Raw genomic sequence first — 16,878 nt, forward strand, 5'->3', positions numbered from 1 at the left:
CAATTGCATTAAATTAGTGATCTATTATAGCGACGAGAAAATAGCTCAATAACAAGGCTAAAATTATGATACATAGTTGTTCTATATAAATAATTTTTGACGTAGTTAGTGAGTTATTTAATACGCTAAAATGATCATGTTTTTAATAAAATTGGTATTACATAAGCAACGGAGCTCTAATGACACAACACCAAAAAGATGCCGCATTAGCAGTCGCACTGATGGATTTAACAAGCTTAAATACCAGCGATACCACCAAAAGCATTCAAGCACTTGTTGATAGCATAAATCCTACCTTAGGTACGCCTGCCGCAGTATGTATTTATAGCGATTTTGTTGATGATGCAAAAATAGCACTCGCAGCGCGTGAGCTTAACCATGTTAAAGTCGCAACAGTCACTAACTTTCCAACGGGTGATGCACCACTGAGTGATGTAATTAACGAAACACTTATTGCTATAGAGCGCGGCACAGACGAAATTGATTTGGTTATTCCTTATAAAAAACTAATAGCGGGCGATGCTCAAACTGTACTTAGCTATGTAAGCGAAAGTAAAAAAGCGTGTGGGTCGCGCGCGCAACTTAAAGTAATAATAGAAAGCGGCGAGCTAAAAACCGACGCGCTTATTACTCAAGCCACGGAGCTTGCAATTGAAGGCGGTGCTGATTTTGTAAAAACCAGTACGGGTAAAGTGGCCATTAATGCGACCCTTGAATCAACAAAAATTATGCTAACAGCCATTAAAAACTCAAACAAACGTGTGGGCTTTAAAGCGGCCGGCGGTGTTAAAACTGTTGCCGATGCTAGTGATTATTTAGCACTAGCACGCGCAATAATGGGTGATGATTATTTGCAAGCAAATACATTTAGGTTTGGTGCTTCAAGCTTGTTAAGTGACGTTTATAAAACCATAGGGAAATAATCAATATCTTTGGATTGTAGGTTTATCTAACCGATTAAATTATTAGCAGTTTAAACAATAATGTAATTAATTAATTAGATTTTCCAATGTGGGTATCTTTTAGGCTTGTGTTAATGAACTGCGTAAGTATAATAGGCATCCACTTTGCAGGGGCGTAGTTCCAATTGGTAGAACAGCGGTCTCCAAAACCGATGGTTGGGAGTTCGAATCTCTCCGCCCCTGCCAGTTTTACTTGTTGTTTGAGTAGTCTGAGATTAAAAACCGGTTTAAGTTAAGTCTGTTTTTAAGTTTAGATTTTAATGGATTAACCCTGCCGTAGTGTAGGGTTGTTGTGTCTGTAGTTAAGGTAATAATATTATGAGCACGAATGTAGAAACACCATCAAGTGCGATGGAGTCAGTAAAGTGGTTAGTAGCAATCGCGCTACTTGCAGGCGCAGTTGTTGGTAATCACATGTATGCAGATCAATCTGTATTACTACGTGCTATTGGCGTTGTTGTTGCAATAGCGGCCGGATTAGCAATTGCCTCGCAAACATTTAAGGGACGTAACTTTCTTGCTTTCGCTAAAGAAGCTCGAATTGAAGTACGCAAAGTTATTTGGCCAACGCGCCAAGAAACTACCCACACGACATTAATTGTAATGGTTGCAACAGTGATTATGGCACTTATCCTTTGGGGATTAGATGGCATTTTATTCCGCGCTGTAGGCTTTTTAACTGGATTGGAGATCTGATCCCATGTCGGATGAGAACGAGAACAAAGAAATTAAGTTACGTTGGTATGTAGTACAGGCCTTTTCTGGTTACGAAAAGCGTGTAGCTCAAACGTTAATTGAACATATTAAAATCGAAGGTCTAGAATCGAGCTTTGGTGAGATACTAGTACCAACTGAAGAAGTTGTTGAGATGCGCGCTGGCCAAAAGCGTAAATCTGAGCGTAAATTCTTCCCAGGTTATGTATTAGTACAAATGGATATGAATGACGCAAGCTGGCACTTAGTGAACAGCACAGAACGCGTTATGGGCTTTATTGGTGGTACGTCTGATCGTCCTGCTCCTATCAGCCCTAAAGAAGCTGAGCGCATTCTTAATCGCCTACAAGAAAATGCTGAAGCACCTAAACCTGCTACATTATTTGAACCAGGTGAAGTTGTACGCGTTACAGATGGTCCATTTGCAGATTTCAGTGGTGTAGTTGAAGAAGTTGACTACGAAAAGAGCCGCGTAAAAGTATCTGTACTTATTTTTGGTCGTTCTACGCCAGTTGAGCTTGAATTCGGTCAAGTTGAGCAAGATAAGTAATTGATTAAAAAAGCTTCGCTAATTTTTATTTAAATTTTGGCATGAAGCTTGAAAAAGGCCGCTGATTAACTTATAATCAGCGGCCTTTTTGTATTAAGGTAAAATTTATTTTTTACTGTGCAAAAAGTACGAAACCAATTTTTAAACTGGGAAGCCGTTAGAGTACGCGTCCTCGCGCGCACAAGGCTGAGACCCACCAAATGAGGTATTTATAATGGCTAAAAAAGTTGAAGCTCTAATCAAGCTACAAGTTGCCGCTGGTATGGCTAATCCTAGTCCTCCAGTAGGTCCTGCACTAGGTCAACACGGTGTAAACATCATGGAATTCTGTAAAGCGTTTAACGCACGTACAGAGTCTATCGAAAAAGGCGCTCCAGTTCCTGTAGTGATCTCTGTTTACGGTGACCGTTCATTTACGTTCGACATGAAAACGCCACCTGCTGCTTACTTACTTAAGAAAGCTGCTGGTATCAAGTCAGGCTCAGGCCGTCCTAACACTGATAAAGTAGGCACAGTAACTCGTGCTCAACTTGAAGAAATTGTTGAGACAAAACGAACTGACCTTACAGCTGCCGATATGGACGCAGCGGTTCGCACTATCGCAGGTTCTGCGCGTGCGATGGGCTTGAACGTAGAGGACTAAGAAATGGCTAAATTAACTAAACGTATGCGTACTATCCGCGAAAAAGTGGAAGTAACTAAAGATTACGAAATCAATGAAGCAGTTGCTCTTTTAAAAGAGTTAGCGACAGCTAAATTCGTAGAAAGTGTTGACGTTGCCGTTAACCTTGGTATCGATGCTCGTAAATCTGATCAAAACGTTCGTGGTGCTACTGTACTACCTAACGGTACTGGTCGTGACGTTCGTGTTGCTGTATTCACACAAGGCGCTAATGCAGAAGCTGCAAAAGAAGCCGGTGCTGAATTAGTAGGTATGGAAGATCTTGCTGAACTAGTTAAAAAAGGCGAGATGAACTTTGACGTTGTTGTTGCATCACCAGACGCTATGCGTGTTGTTGGTCAACTAGGTCAAATCTTAGGCCCACGTGGTCTAATGCCAAACCCTAAAACTGGTACTGTAACGCCTAACGTTGCAGAAGCAGTTAAAAATGCTAAAGCAGGTCAAGTACGTTACCGTAATGACAAAAATGGCATCATCCATACTACTATTGGTAAGGTTGATTTCACTGCAGAGCAGTTACAACAAAACCTTGAAGCTCTAATTGTTGCGCTTAAGAAGGCTAAACCTTCTCAAGCTAAAGGTGTTTACTTGAAGAAAGTAACTATCTCTACAACAATGGGCGCAGGTGTTTCTGTTGACCAAAACACTTTAAGCACTATTGTTGCTTAATTGAGTGTTTACATGGCGTGAAATTTGTACTATAATTTCGCGCCATTTTGTTGATTAATTTATTAATTTGCAAAGTAAAGAATTCGGGTTGAAGTCCATAATTTCGTTAAGCCTTCGGGGTTAACGATAAATTGGGCTTCCGTCCAAGACCGTAGGTGGCTTCGGCCTTAATATTCACCTACGTAGACGGTGTAGACCCCAGATAGATTTTTCCTAATCCTTCTGGCTCTCGCCGTAAAAAGCATCTCTACCTTGTTTGGTAGGGAAGAGTAGAACAGGGGAATCCGATAATCGGTACCCCCATTAAACCAGGAGTAACACCCATGGCTTTAAATCTTCAAGGCAAAAAAGCAATAGTTGCTGAAGTCAACGAAGCAGCCAATGGTGCTCTATCTGCAGTTGTTGCAGATTCTCGTGGTGTAACAGTTGGCGCAATCACTGCCCTTCGTAAAGAAGCTCGTGCAAATGGTGTTTGGATGAAAGTTGTCCGTAACACTTTAGCAAAACGTGCTCTTGAAGGAACAGATTTTGAGTGTCTTTCTGATTCATTTGTTGGTCCAAGCTTAATCGCTTTCTCATCAGAGCACCCAGGTGCTGCTGCGCGTATCTTTTCAGATTTCGCGAAAAAGAATGAGAAATTCGAGCTTAAAACGGCCGCTTTTGAAGGAAATGTTGTTGATGCAGCAATGCTTGCTACATTACCTACATACGATGAAGCTGTTGCACGCTTAATGAGTGCTATGAAAGAAGCGTCTGCTGGCAAATTGTGTAAAACAATTGAAGCAGTACGTGTACAGAAAGAAGAGCAAGCTGCTTAATTTTAAGCTGTATAATCTCACTTTCGGTGTAAAATTTATTTGGACTTAATGTCCGTTAATTATTAGGAAATTTGTAATGTCTGTATCTAAAGACCAAATCCTTGACGCAATTGCTGAAATGTCAGTAATGGACGTTGTTGCTCTTATCGAAGCAATGGAAGAAAAATTCGGCGTAACTGCTGCAGCTGCAATGGTAGCTGGTCCAGCTGCTGAAGCTGCTGAAGAGAAAACAGAATTTGACGTAATCCTTACTGGCGCTGGCGCTAACAAGGTTTCTGCAATCAAAGCTGTTCGTAGCGCAACTGGCCTTGGCCTTAAAGAAGCGAAAGCTCTTGTTGAAGCTGCTCCTACACCTGTTAAAGAAGGTGTATCTAAAGAAGAAGCTGAAGCACTTGCAAAAGATCTTACTGAAGCTGGTGCTGAAGTTGAGGTTAAGTAATTTAGCTTTTGCTAAGTTCGCTGCCTGAGAAATCAGGCAAGGGCTGGTGATTATTTAATCACCGGCCTTTTTGCGCTATAGAGTGATGCACTCTTTTAGTTCAAATAAAATCTGATTTTTTCTTTACTTTCAACGCTTTATAGTTTGCTAGTGTTAAAGTGGGATCTAATTAGAACAACAGTTAAATGTTGTAAAATCTTGGCATAGCTGCCAGTTAAGTCTGTTCTTACAAGAACAGGTCGGGTCAAAGATCAGCAAGCTGAGGAACCCCATGGCTTACTCTTATTCTGAAAAGAAACGTATCCGTAAGGATTTTGGTAAACGTCCACAAGTTTTGGATATACCTTTTTTACTGTCTACACAGTTAGAATCGTTTAAAAAATTCTTAGTGCCGGACGCTGATGGCGATCATGGTTTGGAAGCTGCCTTCCGTTCTGTGTTCCCTATTAAAAGCTACTCGGGAAATTCTGAGCTTCAATACGTAAGTTACCGTATTGGTGAGCCAGTTTTCGATGTAAAAGAATGTCAAATTCGCGGTGTGACTTATTCTGCTCCACTTCGCGTGAAACTGCGTCTTGTTGTTATGGACAAAGAAGCACCAGGCACAGTTAAAGACATTAAAGAGCAAGAAGTTTACATGGGCGAAATTCCGCTCATGACAGATACCGGTACTTTTGTAATCAATGGTACAGAGCGTGTTATCGTTTCTCAGCTACACCGTAGCCCTGGTGTATTCTTTGATAACGACCGCGGTAAAACCCATTCATCGGGTAAAGTATTATATAACGCACGCGTTATACCTTACCGTGGTTCATGGTTAGACTTCGAATTTGATGCAAAAGATAACTTATATGTACGTATTGACCGCCGTCGTAAATTACCGGCGTCTATCATCCTACGTGCACTAGAGTATTCTAGCGAAGAAATCCTAGATATGTTCTTCGATAACACTACGTTTGAAGTAACGAATGGTAAAGTTCTTATGGAACTTGTACCTTCGCGTTTACGTGGTGAAACTGCCGCTTTTGATATCAAGAGCGAAGACGGTGAAGTATTTGTTGAAAGCGGTCGTCGTGTTACGGCTCGCCACATCAAGAGCATCGAGAAGAAAGGCATTAAGCAATTAGAAGTACCACATGAGTACATCATTGGCCGTATTGTAGCTAAAAACTATGTTGATGAGTCAACTGGTGAAGTTATTGCAAATGCAAATGACGAGCTAACTCTAGAGCTAATGGCTGAATTGGTTAAAGCCGGTCACACTAAAATTGATACGTTATATATCAATGAAGTGGACAGCGGTGCTTACATGTCAAATACATTGAACATTGACTCTTCAAGCAGCCGTTTAGAAGCACTAGTAGAAATTTACCGCATGATGCGCCCAGGCGAGCCACCGACGAAAGACGCGGCTGAAGCCTTATTCCAGAACTTGTTCTTCTCTGAAGAGCGTTATGACTTATCTACTGTAGGTCGTATGAAGTTCAATAGCCGTGTTGGTTACGATACAGACACAGGCCCAGGCACATTAAGCAAAGAAGACATCGTGTCTGTTATGAAAGTATTAATTGCTATTCGTAACGGTCAAGGCGATGTTGATGATATCGATCACTTAGGCAACCGTCGTATACGTAGTGTTGGCGAAATGGCTGAGAACCAATTCCGTGTTGGTCTAGTACGTGTTGAACGTGCTGTACGTGAGCGTTTAAGCTTAGGTGACCTTGACGCGATAATGCCACAAGATCTTATTAACGCTAAGCCTATTTCGGCAGCGGTTAAAGAGTTCTTCGGCTCGTCTCAGTTATCACAGTTTATGGACCAAAATAACCCACTATCAGAAGTTACGCATAAACGTCGTATCTCTGCATTAGGTCCGGGCGGTCTAACTCGTGAACGCGCTGGCTTTGAAGTACGTGACGTTCACGTAACTCACTATGGTCGCGTATGTCCAATCGAGACTCCTGAGGGTCCAAACATCGGTCTAATTAACTCGTTGTCTACGTACGCACGTACAAATGACTACGGTTTCTTAGAAACACCTTACCGCAAAGTGGTAGATGGTGTTGTAACTGATGAAGTTGATTACTTATCAGCCATTGAAGAAGGTCAGTTTGTTATCGCACAGGCGAACTCAAACTTAACTGAAACCAATGAGTTTGTTGATGAACTTATTCCATGTCGTCACAAAGGTGAATCTACCTTTATGGGTCGCATGGACCAGCAGTATATGGATGTATCACCACAACAGGTGATCTCTGTAGCGGCAGCACTTATCCCGTTCCTAGAACACGATGATGCTAACCGTGCATTGATGGGTTCAAACATGCAACGTCAAGCAGTACCAACATTGAAAGCGGATAAACCGTTAGTAGGTACTGGTATTGAGTTAACACTAGCGAAAGACTCTGGTGTAACTATCGTTGCTAAACGTGGTGGTGAAGTAATGTATGCTGACGCAAGTCGCATCGTTGTAAATGTACATGAAGAAGAACGCATCCCTGGTGAAGCGGGCATCGACATCTACAACTTAACCAAATACACACGTTCTAACCAAAATACATGTATTAACCAAAAACCAACTTGTATGGTTGGCGAACCGGTTACTCGTGGTGATGTGTTAGCAGATGGTCCTTCGACTGACTTAGGTGACTTAGCCCTTGGTCAAAACCTTCGCGTGGCATTCATGCCATGGAACGGTTACAACTTCGAAGATTCAATCTTGTTATCAGAGCGCGTAGTTGAAGAAGATCGTCTAACGACTATCCATATTCAAGAACTACAGTGTGTTGCCCGTGATACTAAATTAGGTCCTGAAGAGATCACTGCAGATATCCCGAATGTGGGTGAGTCTGCGCTAGGCAAGCTTGATGAATCAGGCGTTGTATATATTGGTGCTGAAGTTAAAGGCGGCGATATCCTAGTAGGTAAAGTGACTCCTAAAGGCGAGACACAGCTTACACCTGAAGAGAAGCTACTACGTGCTATCTTCGGCGAAAAAGCGTCTGACGTTAAAGACAGCTCTTTACGCGTACCAAACTCTGTAACTGGTACTGTAATTGACGTGCAAGTTTTCACCCGTGATGGTGTTGAAAAAGATAAACGTGCGTTAGAAGTTGAAGATATGCAGCTTCGCGAAGCGAAGAAAGACTTCAACGAAGAGTTCCGTATTTTAGAAGCAGGCGTTTTAGACCGTGCACGCAAGCTACTTGTAGCTGCTGGTTTTGATGAAGATAAACTTGCATCTCTTAATGCTGAAAAAGTACTTACGCAAAGCCTTGCTGAAGAAGACAAGCAAGCTGAGCTTGAGCAACTAGCTGCACAGTACGATGAGCTTAAAGCTGAATACGATAAAAAGTTTGAAAACAAACGTCGTAAAATTACTCAGGGTGATGATTTAGCACCAGGCGTACTTAAGATTGTTAAAGTATACCTAGCTGTTAAACGTCGTATCCAACCGGGTGATAAAATGGCGGGTCGTCACGGTAACAAAGGTGTTATCTCGACTATCGTACCAGTAGAAGATATGCCTTACGATGACAAAGGTCGTACGGTAGATATCGTATTGAATCCACTAGGTGTACCATCGCGTATGAACATCGGTCAGATCCTTGAAACACATATGGGTCTTGCTGCACGTGGTATCGGTGAACGTATTGAAGAGATGATGAAAGAACAACGTGAGCTTCATGAGCTACGTGAATTCATCAAGCAAGCTTACGAAATTGGTGAATCTCGCCAAGTTGTAGACATTGCTAGCTTCACTGATGACGAAATTCGTCGTCTAGCTGAAAACTTAAAAGGTGGTTTACCAATAGCTACTCCTGCATTTGATGGCGCGAAAGAAAACGAAATCAAAGACATGCTTGAGCTTGGTGGATATCCTCGAAGTGGTCAGGTTACACTTTATGATGGCCGTACTGGCGATCAGTTTGAACGTCAAGTAACTGTTGGTTACATGTACATGCTTAAACTTAACCACTTGGTTGACGATAAGATGCACGCACGTTCTACTGGTTCTTATAGCCTTGTTACTCAGCAGCCGCTGGGTGGTAAAGCACAGTTCGGTGGCCAGCGTTTTGGTGAGATGGAAGTATGGGCACTTGAAGCTTACGGTGCTGCTTACACTCTACAAGAAATGCTAACAGTGAAATCGGATGACGTGAACGGTCGTACTAAGATGTATAAAAACATCGTTGATGGTAACCATAAAATGGAACCAGGTATGCCAGAATCGTTCAACGTATTGTTGAAAGAAATCCGCTCACTGGGTATCAACATCGAGTTGGAAGAAAATTAAGCCAATTAGATGCTGCAGTTAACGCTGCAGCATCTGTTACGGCTGAATAGAATGTAGGGACGAGACTACCCGTCCTCAAGATTAACTCCGACAGGAGAGCTAAGGTGAAAGACTTACTTAAGTTTCTGAAGCAACAAAATAAGACCGAAGAATTCGATGCAATTCGCATTGGTCTTGCTTCACCAGACATGGTTCGTTCATGGTCATACGGTGAAGTAAAGAAACCTGAGACTATTAACTACCGTACTTTCAAGCCTGAGCGCGACGGCTTATTCTGTGCCCGTATTTTCGGCCCAGTGAAAGATTATGAGTGTTTATGTGGTAAATATAAACGCCTTAAACACCGTGGTGTGATCTGTGAAAAGTGTGGCGTTGAAGTAACACTCACTAAGGTGCGACGCGATCGTATGGGTCATATCGACCTTGCGAGCCCAGTTGCACATATATGGTTTTTAAAATCATTACCGTCACGTATCGGCTTAATGCTAGATATGACGCTTCGTGATATTGAACGTGTTCTTTACTTCGAATCATTCGTAGTAACTGAGCCTGGTATGACAACGCTTGAGCGCGGTCAACTATTAGGTGAAGAAGAATACTTAGATTCACTAGAAGAGCACGGTGATGAGTTTGAAGCGAAGATGGGTGCTGAAGCAGTTTTAGACTTGCTTCGTGAACTCGATCTTGCTCAATTAATTGCTGAAATGCGTGAAGAGTTACCAACAATTAACTCTGAAACTAAGCGTAAAAAGATCACTAAACGTCTTAAGTTAATGGAATCGTTCCACCAATCAGGTAATAACCCTGAGTGGATGATCATGACAGTACTTCCAGTATTGCCACCAGATCTACGCCCATTAGTACCATTAGACGGTGGTCGTTTTGCGACATCTGATCTAAATGACCTTTACCGTCGTGTTATTAACCGTAACAACCGTCTTAAGCGTCTACTAGATTTAGCAGCACCAGACATTATTGTACGCAACGAAAAACGTATGTTACAAGAAGCGGTAGATGCGCTACTTGATAACGGTCGTCGTGGTCGTGCAATTACAGGTTCTAACAAGCGTCCTCTTAAATCTCTTGCTGATATGATCAAGGGTAAGCAAGGTCGTTTCCGTCAGAATCTACTTGGTAAGCGTGTAGATTATTCAGGCCGTTCTGTAATCACAGTAGGTCCTACTCTTAAGCTTCACCAATGTGGTCTTCCTAAGAAGATGGCACTAGAGTTATTCAAACCATTCATCTATGGCAAATTAGAGCGTCGCGGCATGGCTACGACAATCAAAGCAGCTAAGAAGATGGTTGAGCGTGAAGTTCCGGAAGTATGGGATGTACTTGACGAAGTAATTCGTGAACATCCAGTATTACTTAACCGTGCACCAACACTTCACCGTTTGGGTATCCAAGCGTTTGAACCTGTGCTTATCGAAGGTAAAGCGATTCATTTGCACCCATTAGTATGTGCGGCCTACAACGCCGATTTCGATGGTGACCAAATGGCGGTACACGTACCGTTAACAATCGAAGCACAGCTTGAAGCTCGTGCCTTAATGATGTCAACAAACAACATTCTATCTCCTGCGAATGGTGAGCCAATCATCGTTCCTTCACAGGATGTTGTATTGGGTCTTTATTACATGACTCGTGACCGCATTAACGCTAAAGGCGAAGGCGCGATATTTAAAGATCCAAAAGAAGCAGAAAAAGCATACCGCAGCGGCAATGCTGACCTTCACGCAATCGTGAAAGTACGTATTAGCCAATCAGTTAAAAACGAAGATGGTGTAGTAGAAGATACTATTACTGTAATCGATACAACTGTAGGTCGTGCAATTCTATCTCTAATTTTACCAACTGGTATGCCGTTTGCGTCAATCAACCAGCCACTAGGTAAAAAGCAGATTTCTAGCTTATTGAATGAGTGTTACCGTCGTCTAGGTCTTAAAGACACTGTTGTGTTTGCTGACCAAGTTATGTACACCGGTTTCCATTATGCAATGAAGTCAGGTGTTTCTATCGGTATTGATGACTTAGTTATCCCACCGGTTAAAGCACAAATAATTGAATCAGCTGAAGCTGAAGTTACTGAAATCAACCAACAATTCCAATCAGGTCTTGTAACGGCTGGTGAAAAGTACAATAAAGTTATCGATATCTGGTCACGTGTAAACGAAAACTTATCACGTGAGATGATGTCTAACTTGTCAAAAGATACAGTTATTAATGCTAAAGGTGAAGAAGTAGAGCAACCGTCATTTAACTCAGTGTTTATGATGGCCGACTCAGGTGCTCGTGGTAGTGCTGCACAGATTCGTCAGTTGGCGGGTATGCGTGGTCTAATGGCACGTCCAGATGGTTCAATCATCGAGACGCCAATCACAGCTAACTTCCGTGAAGGTCTAAACGTACTTCAGTACTTCATCTCAACGCATGGTGCGCGTAAAGGTCTTGCCGATACTGCACTTAAAACAGCTAACTCGGGTTACCTAACGCGTCGTCTAGTAGACGTAGCACAAGATTTGGTAATCAATGAAGATGACTGTGGCACAGAAGATGGCTTAACAATGAAACCGCTTATTGAAGGTGGTGATGTTGTAGAAGCACTTCGTGAACGTGTTTTAGGTCGTGTTGTAGCTGAAGATATTGTAATTCCAGGTACTAATACTGTACTTGTTGAACGTAATATCATGCTTGATGAAAAACTGTGTGACCTTTTAGAAGAGCACTCAGTGGATGAAGTTCGCGTACGTTCTGTTATCACATGTGATAACGACTTTGGTGTATGTGCTAAGTGTTATGGTCGTGACCTTGCACGTGGTCATATCATCAACGCGGGTGAATCAGTCGGTGTTATCGCGGCGCAGTCAATCGGTGAGCCGGGTACACAGCTTACGATGCGTACATTCCACATCGGTGGTGCAGCATCAAGAGCGTCAGCAGAAAATAATGTACAAGTTAAAACTAACGGTACATTAAAACTGCACAACGCAAAATATGTATTAAATACAGATGGTAAGATTGTTATTACCTCACGTTCTACTGAGATCACTATCATTGATAGCTATGGTCGTGAAAAAGAGCGTTATAAAGTACCTTACGGTGCGGTATTAACAGTGCAAGACAATGCTGAAGTTCAAGGTAACGACATCGTTGCTACTTGGGACCCGCATAGTCACCCAATCGTTCTTGAGCATAAGTCAAAAGTATCGTTTAGCGACATAGATGACTCAAATACTGAAGCACAGACTGATGAACTAACAGGTTTAACCCGTGTAGTTGTTAAAGATCTTGCTAAAGTAAATACTAAAGAACCTAAGCTTATCATTGAAAGTGAAGAGCGCGGTCTGCAAGAAACACGTCTTCCTTCATTCACTACGATTGAAGTTATTGACGGCGTTACAGCAAACCCTGGTGACGTGTTAGCACGTATACCACAAGAAGGTTCGAAAACTCGTGATATCACGGGTGGTCTACCACGCGTAGCCGACTTATTTGAAGCGCGTAAACCTAAAGAGCCAGCTATCTTAGCTGAGATCACAGGTACTATTAGCTTCGGTAAAGAGACTAAAGGTAAGAAGCGTTTAGTTATTACTCCAGCAGAAGGCGATCATTACGAAGAAATGATTCCTAAGTGGCGTCAACTTAACGTGTTTGAAGGTGAGCAAGTGTCTAAAGGTGAAGTTATCGCCGATGGTCCTGAATCGCCGCATGACATCTTACGCCTACGTGGTGTGACTCATGTTGCTAACTACATCGTTAACGAAGTGCAAGAGGTTTACCGTTTGCAAGGCGTTAAGATCAATGACAAGCACATTGAAACAATTATCCGTCAGATGATTCGTAAATGTACCATCATACACGGCGGTGATACTGACTTCTTAGCCGGTGAACAAATCGAAGTGGCGCGCGTTAATATCGCAAACCGTGACCTTGAAAAACAAGGTAAGATACCAGCTAAGTTTGAAATCCAGTTAATGGGTATCACAAAAGCATCACTAGCAACAGAATCTTTCATCTCTGCAGCGTCTTTCCAAGAGACAACACGTGTTCTTACAGATGCGGCAGTGAATGGTAAGAGCGATGAGCTTCGCGGTCTTAAAGAAAACGTAATTGTGGGTCGTTTGATCCCAGCCGGTACCGGTTTTGCGTATCATCAAGATCGTATGGCTCGCCGTAAACAAAGCAAAGTTGTAGTAGAAGAGCAAACAGTAAGTGCAGAAGAGGCGACTCAAGCACTTACAGACGCTCTAAATGCTGATTTGTCTGGAAATCAATAAACTGTTCTTAATCAATAGATTAAGTGATCGTCAGGCAGTTATATGCTGTCTTACGATTAGTTTAGGTTGACAGGTTAAACTTTGCTCATTAAAATTCCGCCACCCATTTACTTGTGTGCTTAATGCAGGCTCGTAAATAAAGGGCGGATTTTTTTATTTTTTTCAGTAGTAATTTTAATTTCAGGAGCTATTTAAATGGCAACTATTAACCAGCTAGTGCGTAAGCCACGCCGTAGCAAGGTTACGAAAAGTAACTCAGCTGCACTAAAAGCGTGTCCGCAAAAGCGCGGTGTATGTACTCGCGTATATACAACTACACCTAAGAAACCAAACTCGGCGTTACGTAAAGTAGCACGTGTACGTTTAACTAACGGTTTCGAAGTAACTTCATACATTGGCGGTGAAGGTCATAACCTTCAAGAGCATAGTGTAATCCTAATCCGTGGTGGTCGTGTTAAAGATTTACCAGGTGTGCGTTTTCACACTGTTCGTGGTGCACTTGACTGTGCAGGCGTTAGCGATCGTCGTCAAGCTCGTTCTAAATACGGTGCAAAACGCCCTAAAGGGTAATTGTATTCCGTTAGTAAGGCCAAGCACTAAATATTTATAATTATTGTTTTGGGTGATTGACTCGAAAGAGCAAACCTGAATATACCGGAGATACAAAATGCCTAGAAGACGCGTAATCGGTCAACGTAAAATTCTTCCAGATCCTAAGTTCGGATCGGAACTTCTTGCTAAATTCGTTAACATCGTGATGTTAGACGGCAAGAAATCTACTGCTGAAAAAATTGTTTATGGTGCGCTAGACGTGGCTGCTGAGAAATCAGGCAAGTCGCACCTAGAAATCTTTGAAACTGCACTTGATAACATCCGTCCACAGGTAGAGGTTAAATCTCGCCGTGTTGGTGGTTCAACTTATCAAGTACCAGTTGAAGTACGTCCAGTTCGTCGTAACGCATTAGGTATGCGTTGGTTAGTAGACGCTGCACGTAAGCGTGGCGAAAAATCTATGGGCTTACGTTTAGCTCAAGAAATCGTTGACGCTTCTGATAATAAAGGCACTGCGGTTAAGAAACGTGAAGACGTTCACCGTATGGCTGAAGCGAATAAAGCATTCGCTCATTACCGTTGGTAATCTGTCTTTAACCTTTAAGAGGATCATATGGCACGTACAACTCCACTTGAGCGCTATCGTAATATAGGTATTGTTGCTCACGTAGATGCAGGCAAAACCACCACAACAGAACGTGTTCTGTTCTACACAGGTCTTTCTCATAAGATCGGTGAAGTACATGATGGCGCTGCAACTATGGATTGGATGGAGCAGGAACAAGAGCGTGGTATCACAATCACTTCTGCTGCAACAACGTGTTTTTGGAAAGGGATGGACGCTCAATTTGACGCCCATCGTATCAATATTATTGATACTCCAGGACACGTAGATTTCACTATCGAAGTAGAGCGTTCTTTACGCGTATTAGATGGTGCGGTAGTTGTTCTTTGTGCTTCATCTGGTGTACAGCCGCAAACTGAGACAGTTTGGCGTCAAGCGAACAAATACGAAGTTCCGAGAATGATCTTCGTAAATAAAATGGATCGCACGGGCGCAGACTTCTTAGCAGTGGTCAGCCAGGTGAAATCTCGTCTTGGAGCAACGCCTGTTCCAATTCAGTTGCCTGTAGGCGCTGAGGACGACTTTAAAGGTGTTATTGACCTTATAAAAATGAAAGTGATTAACTGGAACGAAGCGGACCAGGGTATGACTTTCTCTTATGAGGCAATACCGGCAGAACTTCTGGAATTAGCTGAAGAATGGCGCGCTCATTTAGTTGAAAGCGCTGCTGAAGCAACAGAAGAACTAATGGATAAATACTTAGAAGGTGAAGAGTTAAGTGAAGCAGAAATTAAAAATGCTTTACGCCAACGAACATTAGCAAATGAGATTGTTCCAGTTACTTGTGGTAGCGCATTTAAAAACAAAGGCGTTCAAGCAGTGCTTGATGGCGTTGTTGAATATATGCCGTCACCAGAGCAAGTGAAACAAATCCAAGGTATCTTAGAAAATGGTACTGAGGAAGAACGTCCAGCTAATGATAAAGCGCCGTTTGCTGCACTCGCATTTAAGATTGCAACAGACCCGTTCGTTGGAACCTTGACCTTTTTCCGTGTTTACTCTGGTACTGTTAAACAGGGTGACACGGTATATAATCCAGTAAAAAGTAAGCGTGAGCGACTTGGCCGTATCGTACAGATGCATTCAAACTCTCGTGAAGAGATCAAAGAAGTTTTCGCAGGTGACATCGCGGCAGCTATTGGTCTTAAAGACGTAACAACAGGTGAAACACTGTGTGATCCGAATTCTATTATTACGCTTGAGCGTATGGAATTCCCAGAACCAGTAATCTCTATTGCGGTTGAGCCCCGCACTATAGCTGACCAAGATAAGATGGGTATCGCACTAGGTAAACTAGCTGCTGAAGATCCTTCTTTTCGCGTACAAACTGACGAAGAATCAGGCCAGGTTATAATCTCTGGCATGGGTGAACTTCACCTAGATATCATCGTCGACCGTATGAAACGTGAATTCAGTGTTGAATGTAACGTTGGTAAGCCGCAGGTCTCATACCGAGAAGCTATTCGTTCAACTGTTAAGGTTGAAGGGAAGTTTATACGTCAGTCAGGTGGTCGTGGCCAATATGGACACGTTTGGATTAAACTTGAACCGATGGATATTACGAATGATGAGTCACCAATTTACGAGTTCGTTAACGAAACCGTAGGTGGTTCAGTTCCTAAAGAATTCGTTCCTGCGGTAGACAAAGGTATCCAAGAGCAAATGTCTCAAGGTGTACTGGCAGGCTACCCATTACTTGGCGTTAAAGCGACTTTATATGATGGTTCATTCCATGATGTAGATTCGAATGAAATGGCATTTAAAATAGCAGGTTCACTGGCAATGAAAAACGGGGCGCTTGAAGCTAACCCTGTACTTTTAGAGCCAGTAATGAAGGTTGAAGTACTCACTCCTGATTCAAATATGGGTGATGTAGTTGGCGACTTAAACCGTCGCCGCGGCATAATCGAAGGCATGGAAGATGCATTAGGTGGACTTAAGCAAATTAATGCGCAAGTTCCTCTTTCTGAAATGTTTGGTTATGCAACTGCTTTACGATCTGCAACACAGGGCCGTGCCTCATACTCTATGGAGTTTGTGAAGTACGCTGAAGCCTCTAAAAATGTCGCAGATACAATAATTTCAGCTCGCGCTGTTATATAATTTTAGCTTGTCTGGCTCAATAGTGAGTCAGGCTTTAATTTCTTTATTAGGAATTTTTTAAGATGGCAAAAGAAAAGTTTGAACGCGTAAAACCGCACGTAAACGTTGGTACAATCGGCCACGTTGACCACGGTAAAACTACACTAACTGCAGCAATCACTAACGTACTTGCAAAAGTATACGGCGG

At 42.4% G+C, this 16,878-nt stretch carries 13 protein-coding genes and 1 tRNA gene; all 14 read left to right on the top strand.

Annotation, left to right across the window (positions count from 1 at the left end):
• The first annotated feature begins 179 nt into the window (after positions 1-179).
• Positions 180-923: a deoxyribose-phosphate aldolase gene (gene deoC, locus H5087_RS09810; RefSeq protein WP_182671902.1), complete on the top strand. Its 744-nt coding sequence runs from the start codon at positions 180-182 to the stop codon at positions 921-923.
• Positions 924-1,071: 148 nt separating this feature from the next.
• Positions 1,072-1,148, top strand: a tRNA-Trp gene (locus H5087_RS09815).
• A gap of 132 nt (positions 1,149-1,280) precedes the next feature.
• Complete coding sequence (secE, locus tag H5087_RS09820; RefSeq protein WP_002958877.1) at positions 1,281-1,658, top strand: preprotein translocase subunit SecE; 378 nt, start codon at positions 1,281-1,283, stop codon at positions 1,656-1,658.
• 4 nt (positions 1,659-1,662) lie between these two features.
• Positions 1,663-2,226 carry a transcription termination/antitermination protein NusG gene (nusG, locus tag H5087_RS09825; protein WP_002958878.1) on the top strand — a complete coding sequence of 188 codons (564 nt, stop codon included), beginning with the start codon at positions 1,663-1,665 and terminating at the stop codon, positions 2,224-2,226.
• Positions 2,227-2,440: 214 nt separating this feature from the next.
• Positions 2,441-2,869: a 50S ribosomal protein L11 gene (gene rplK / locus H5087_RS09830; RefSeq protein ID WP_002958879.1), complete on the top strand. Its 429-nt coding sequence runs from the start codon at positions 2,441-2,443 to the stop codon at positions 2,867-2,869.
• Positions 2,870-2,872: 3 nt separating this feature from the next.
• Positions 2,873-3,577, top strand: coding sequence for a 50S ribosomal protein L1 (gene rplA / locus H5087_RS09835; protein ID WP_002958880.1), 705 nt, complete (start codon positions 2,873-2,875; stop codon positions 3,575-3,577).
• A 323-nt stretch (positions 3,578-3,900) separates the two neighbouring features.
• The gene (gene rplJ / locus H5087_RS09840; RefSeq protein ID WP_002958881.1) at positions 3,901-4,395 is read left to right on the top strand and encodes a 50S ribosomal protein L10; all 495 of its coding nucleotides are present in this window, start codon (positions 3,901-3,903) and stop codon (positions 4,393-4,395) included.
• A 76-nt stretch (positions 4,396-4,471) separates the two neighbouring features.
• Complete coding sequence (gene rplL, locus H5087_RS09845) at positions 4,472-4,834, top strand: 50S ribosomal protein L7/L12 (protein ID WP_002958882.1); 363 nt, start codon at positions 4,472-4,474, stop codon at positions 4,832-4,834.
• Positions 4,835-5,105: 271 nt separating this feature from the next.
• Positions 5,106-9,131: a DNA-directed RNA polymerase subunit beta gene (rpoB, locus tag H5087_RS09850; RefSeq protein ID WP_182671903.1), complete on the top strand. Its 4,026-nt coding sequence runs from the start codon at positions 5,106-5,108 to the stop codon at positions 9,129-9,131.
• Between the two features lie 104 nt (positions 9,132-9,235).
• On the top strand, positions 9,236-13,411 hold the full coding sequence (gene rpoC / locus H5087_RS09855; RefSeq protein WP_182671904.1) for a DNA-directed RNA polymerase subunit beta': 4,176 nt from the start codon (positions 9,236-9,238) through the stop codon (positions 13,409-13,411).
• Positions 13,412-13,606: 195 nt separating this feature from the next.
• Entirely contained in the window at positions 13,607-13,981 is a 375-nt protein-coding gene (gene rpsL, locus H5087_RS09860) for a 30S ribosomal protein S12 (protein WP_002958885.1), read from the top strand.
• Between the two features lie 97 nt (positions 13,982-14,078).
• Complete coding sequence (rpsG, locus tag H5087_RS09865; protein WP_010555004.1) at positions 14,079-14,549, top strand: 30S ribosomal protein S7; 471 nt, start codon at positions 14,079-14,081, stop codon at positions 14,547-14,549.
• Positions 14,550-14,576: 27 nt separating this feature from the next.
• A complete protein-coding gene (fusA, locus tag H5087_RS09870; protein WP_182671905.1) occupies positions 14,577-16,691 on the top strand; it encodes an elongation factor G in 2,115 nt (704 codons plus the stop codon).
• 62 nt (positions 16,692-16,753) lie between these two features.
• The coding region (locus H5087_RS09875; protein ID WP_033023824.1) for a GTP-binding protein at positions 16,754-16,878 on the top strand (125 nt) is incomplete at its 3' end.

The sequence above is a fragment of the Pseudoalteromonas sp. SR43-7 genome (assembly GCF_014163785.1).
Taxonomy (GTDB): Bacteria; Pseudomonadota; Gammaproteobacteria; order Enterobacterales; family Alteromonadaceae; genus Pseudoalteromonas; species Pseudoalteromonas distincta.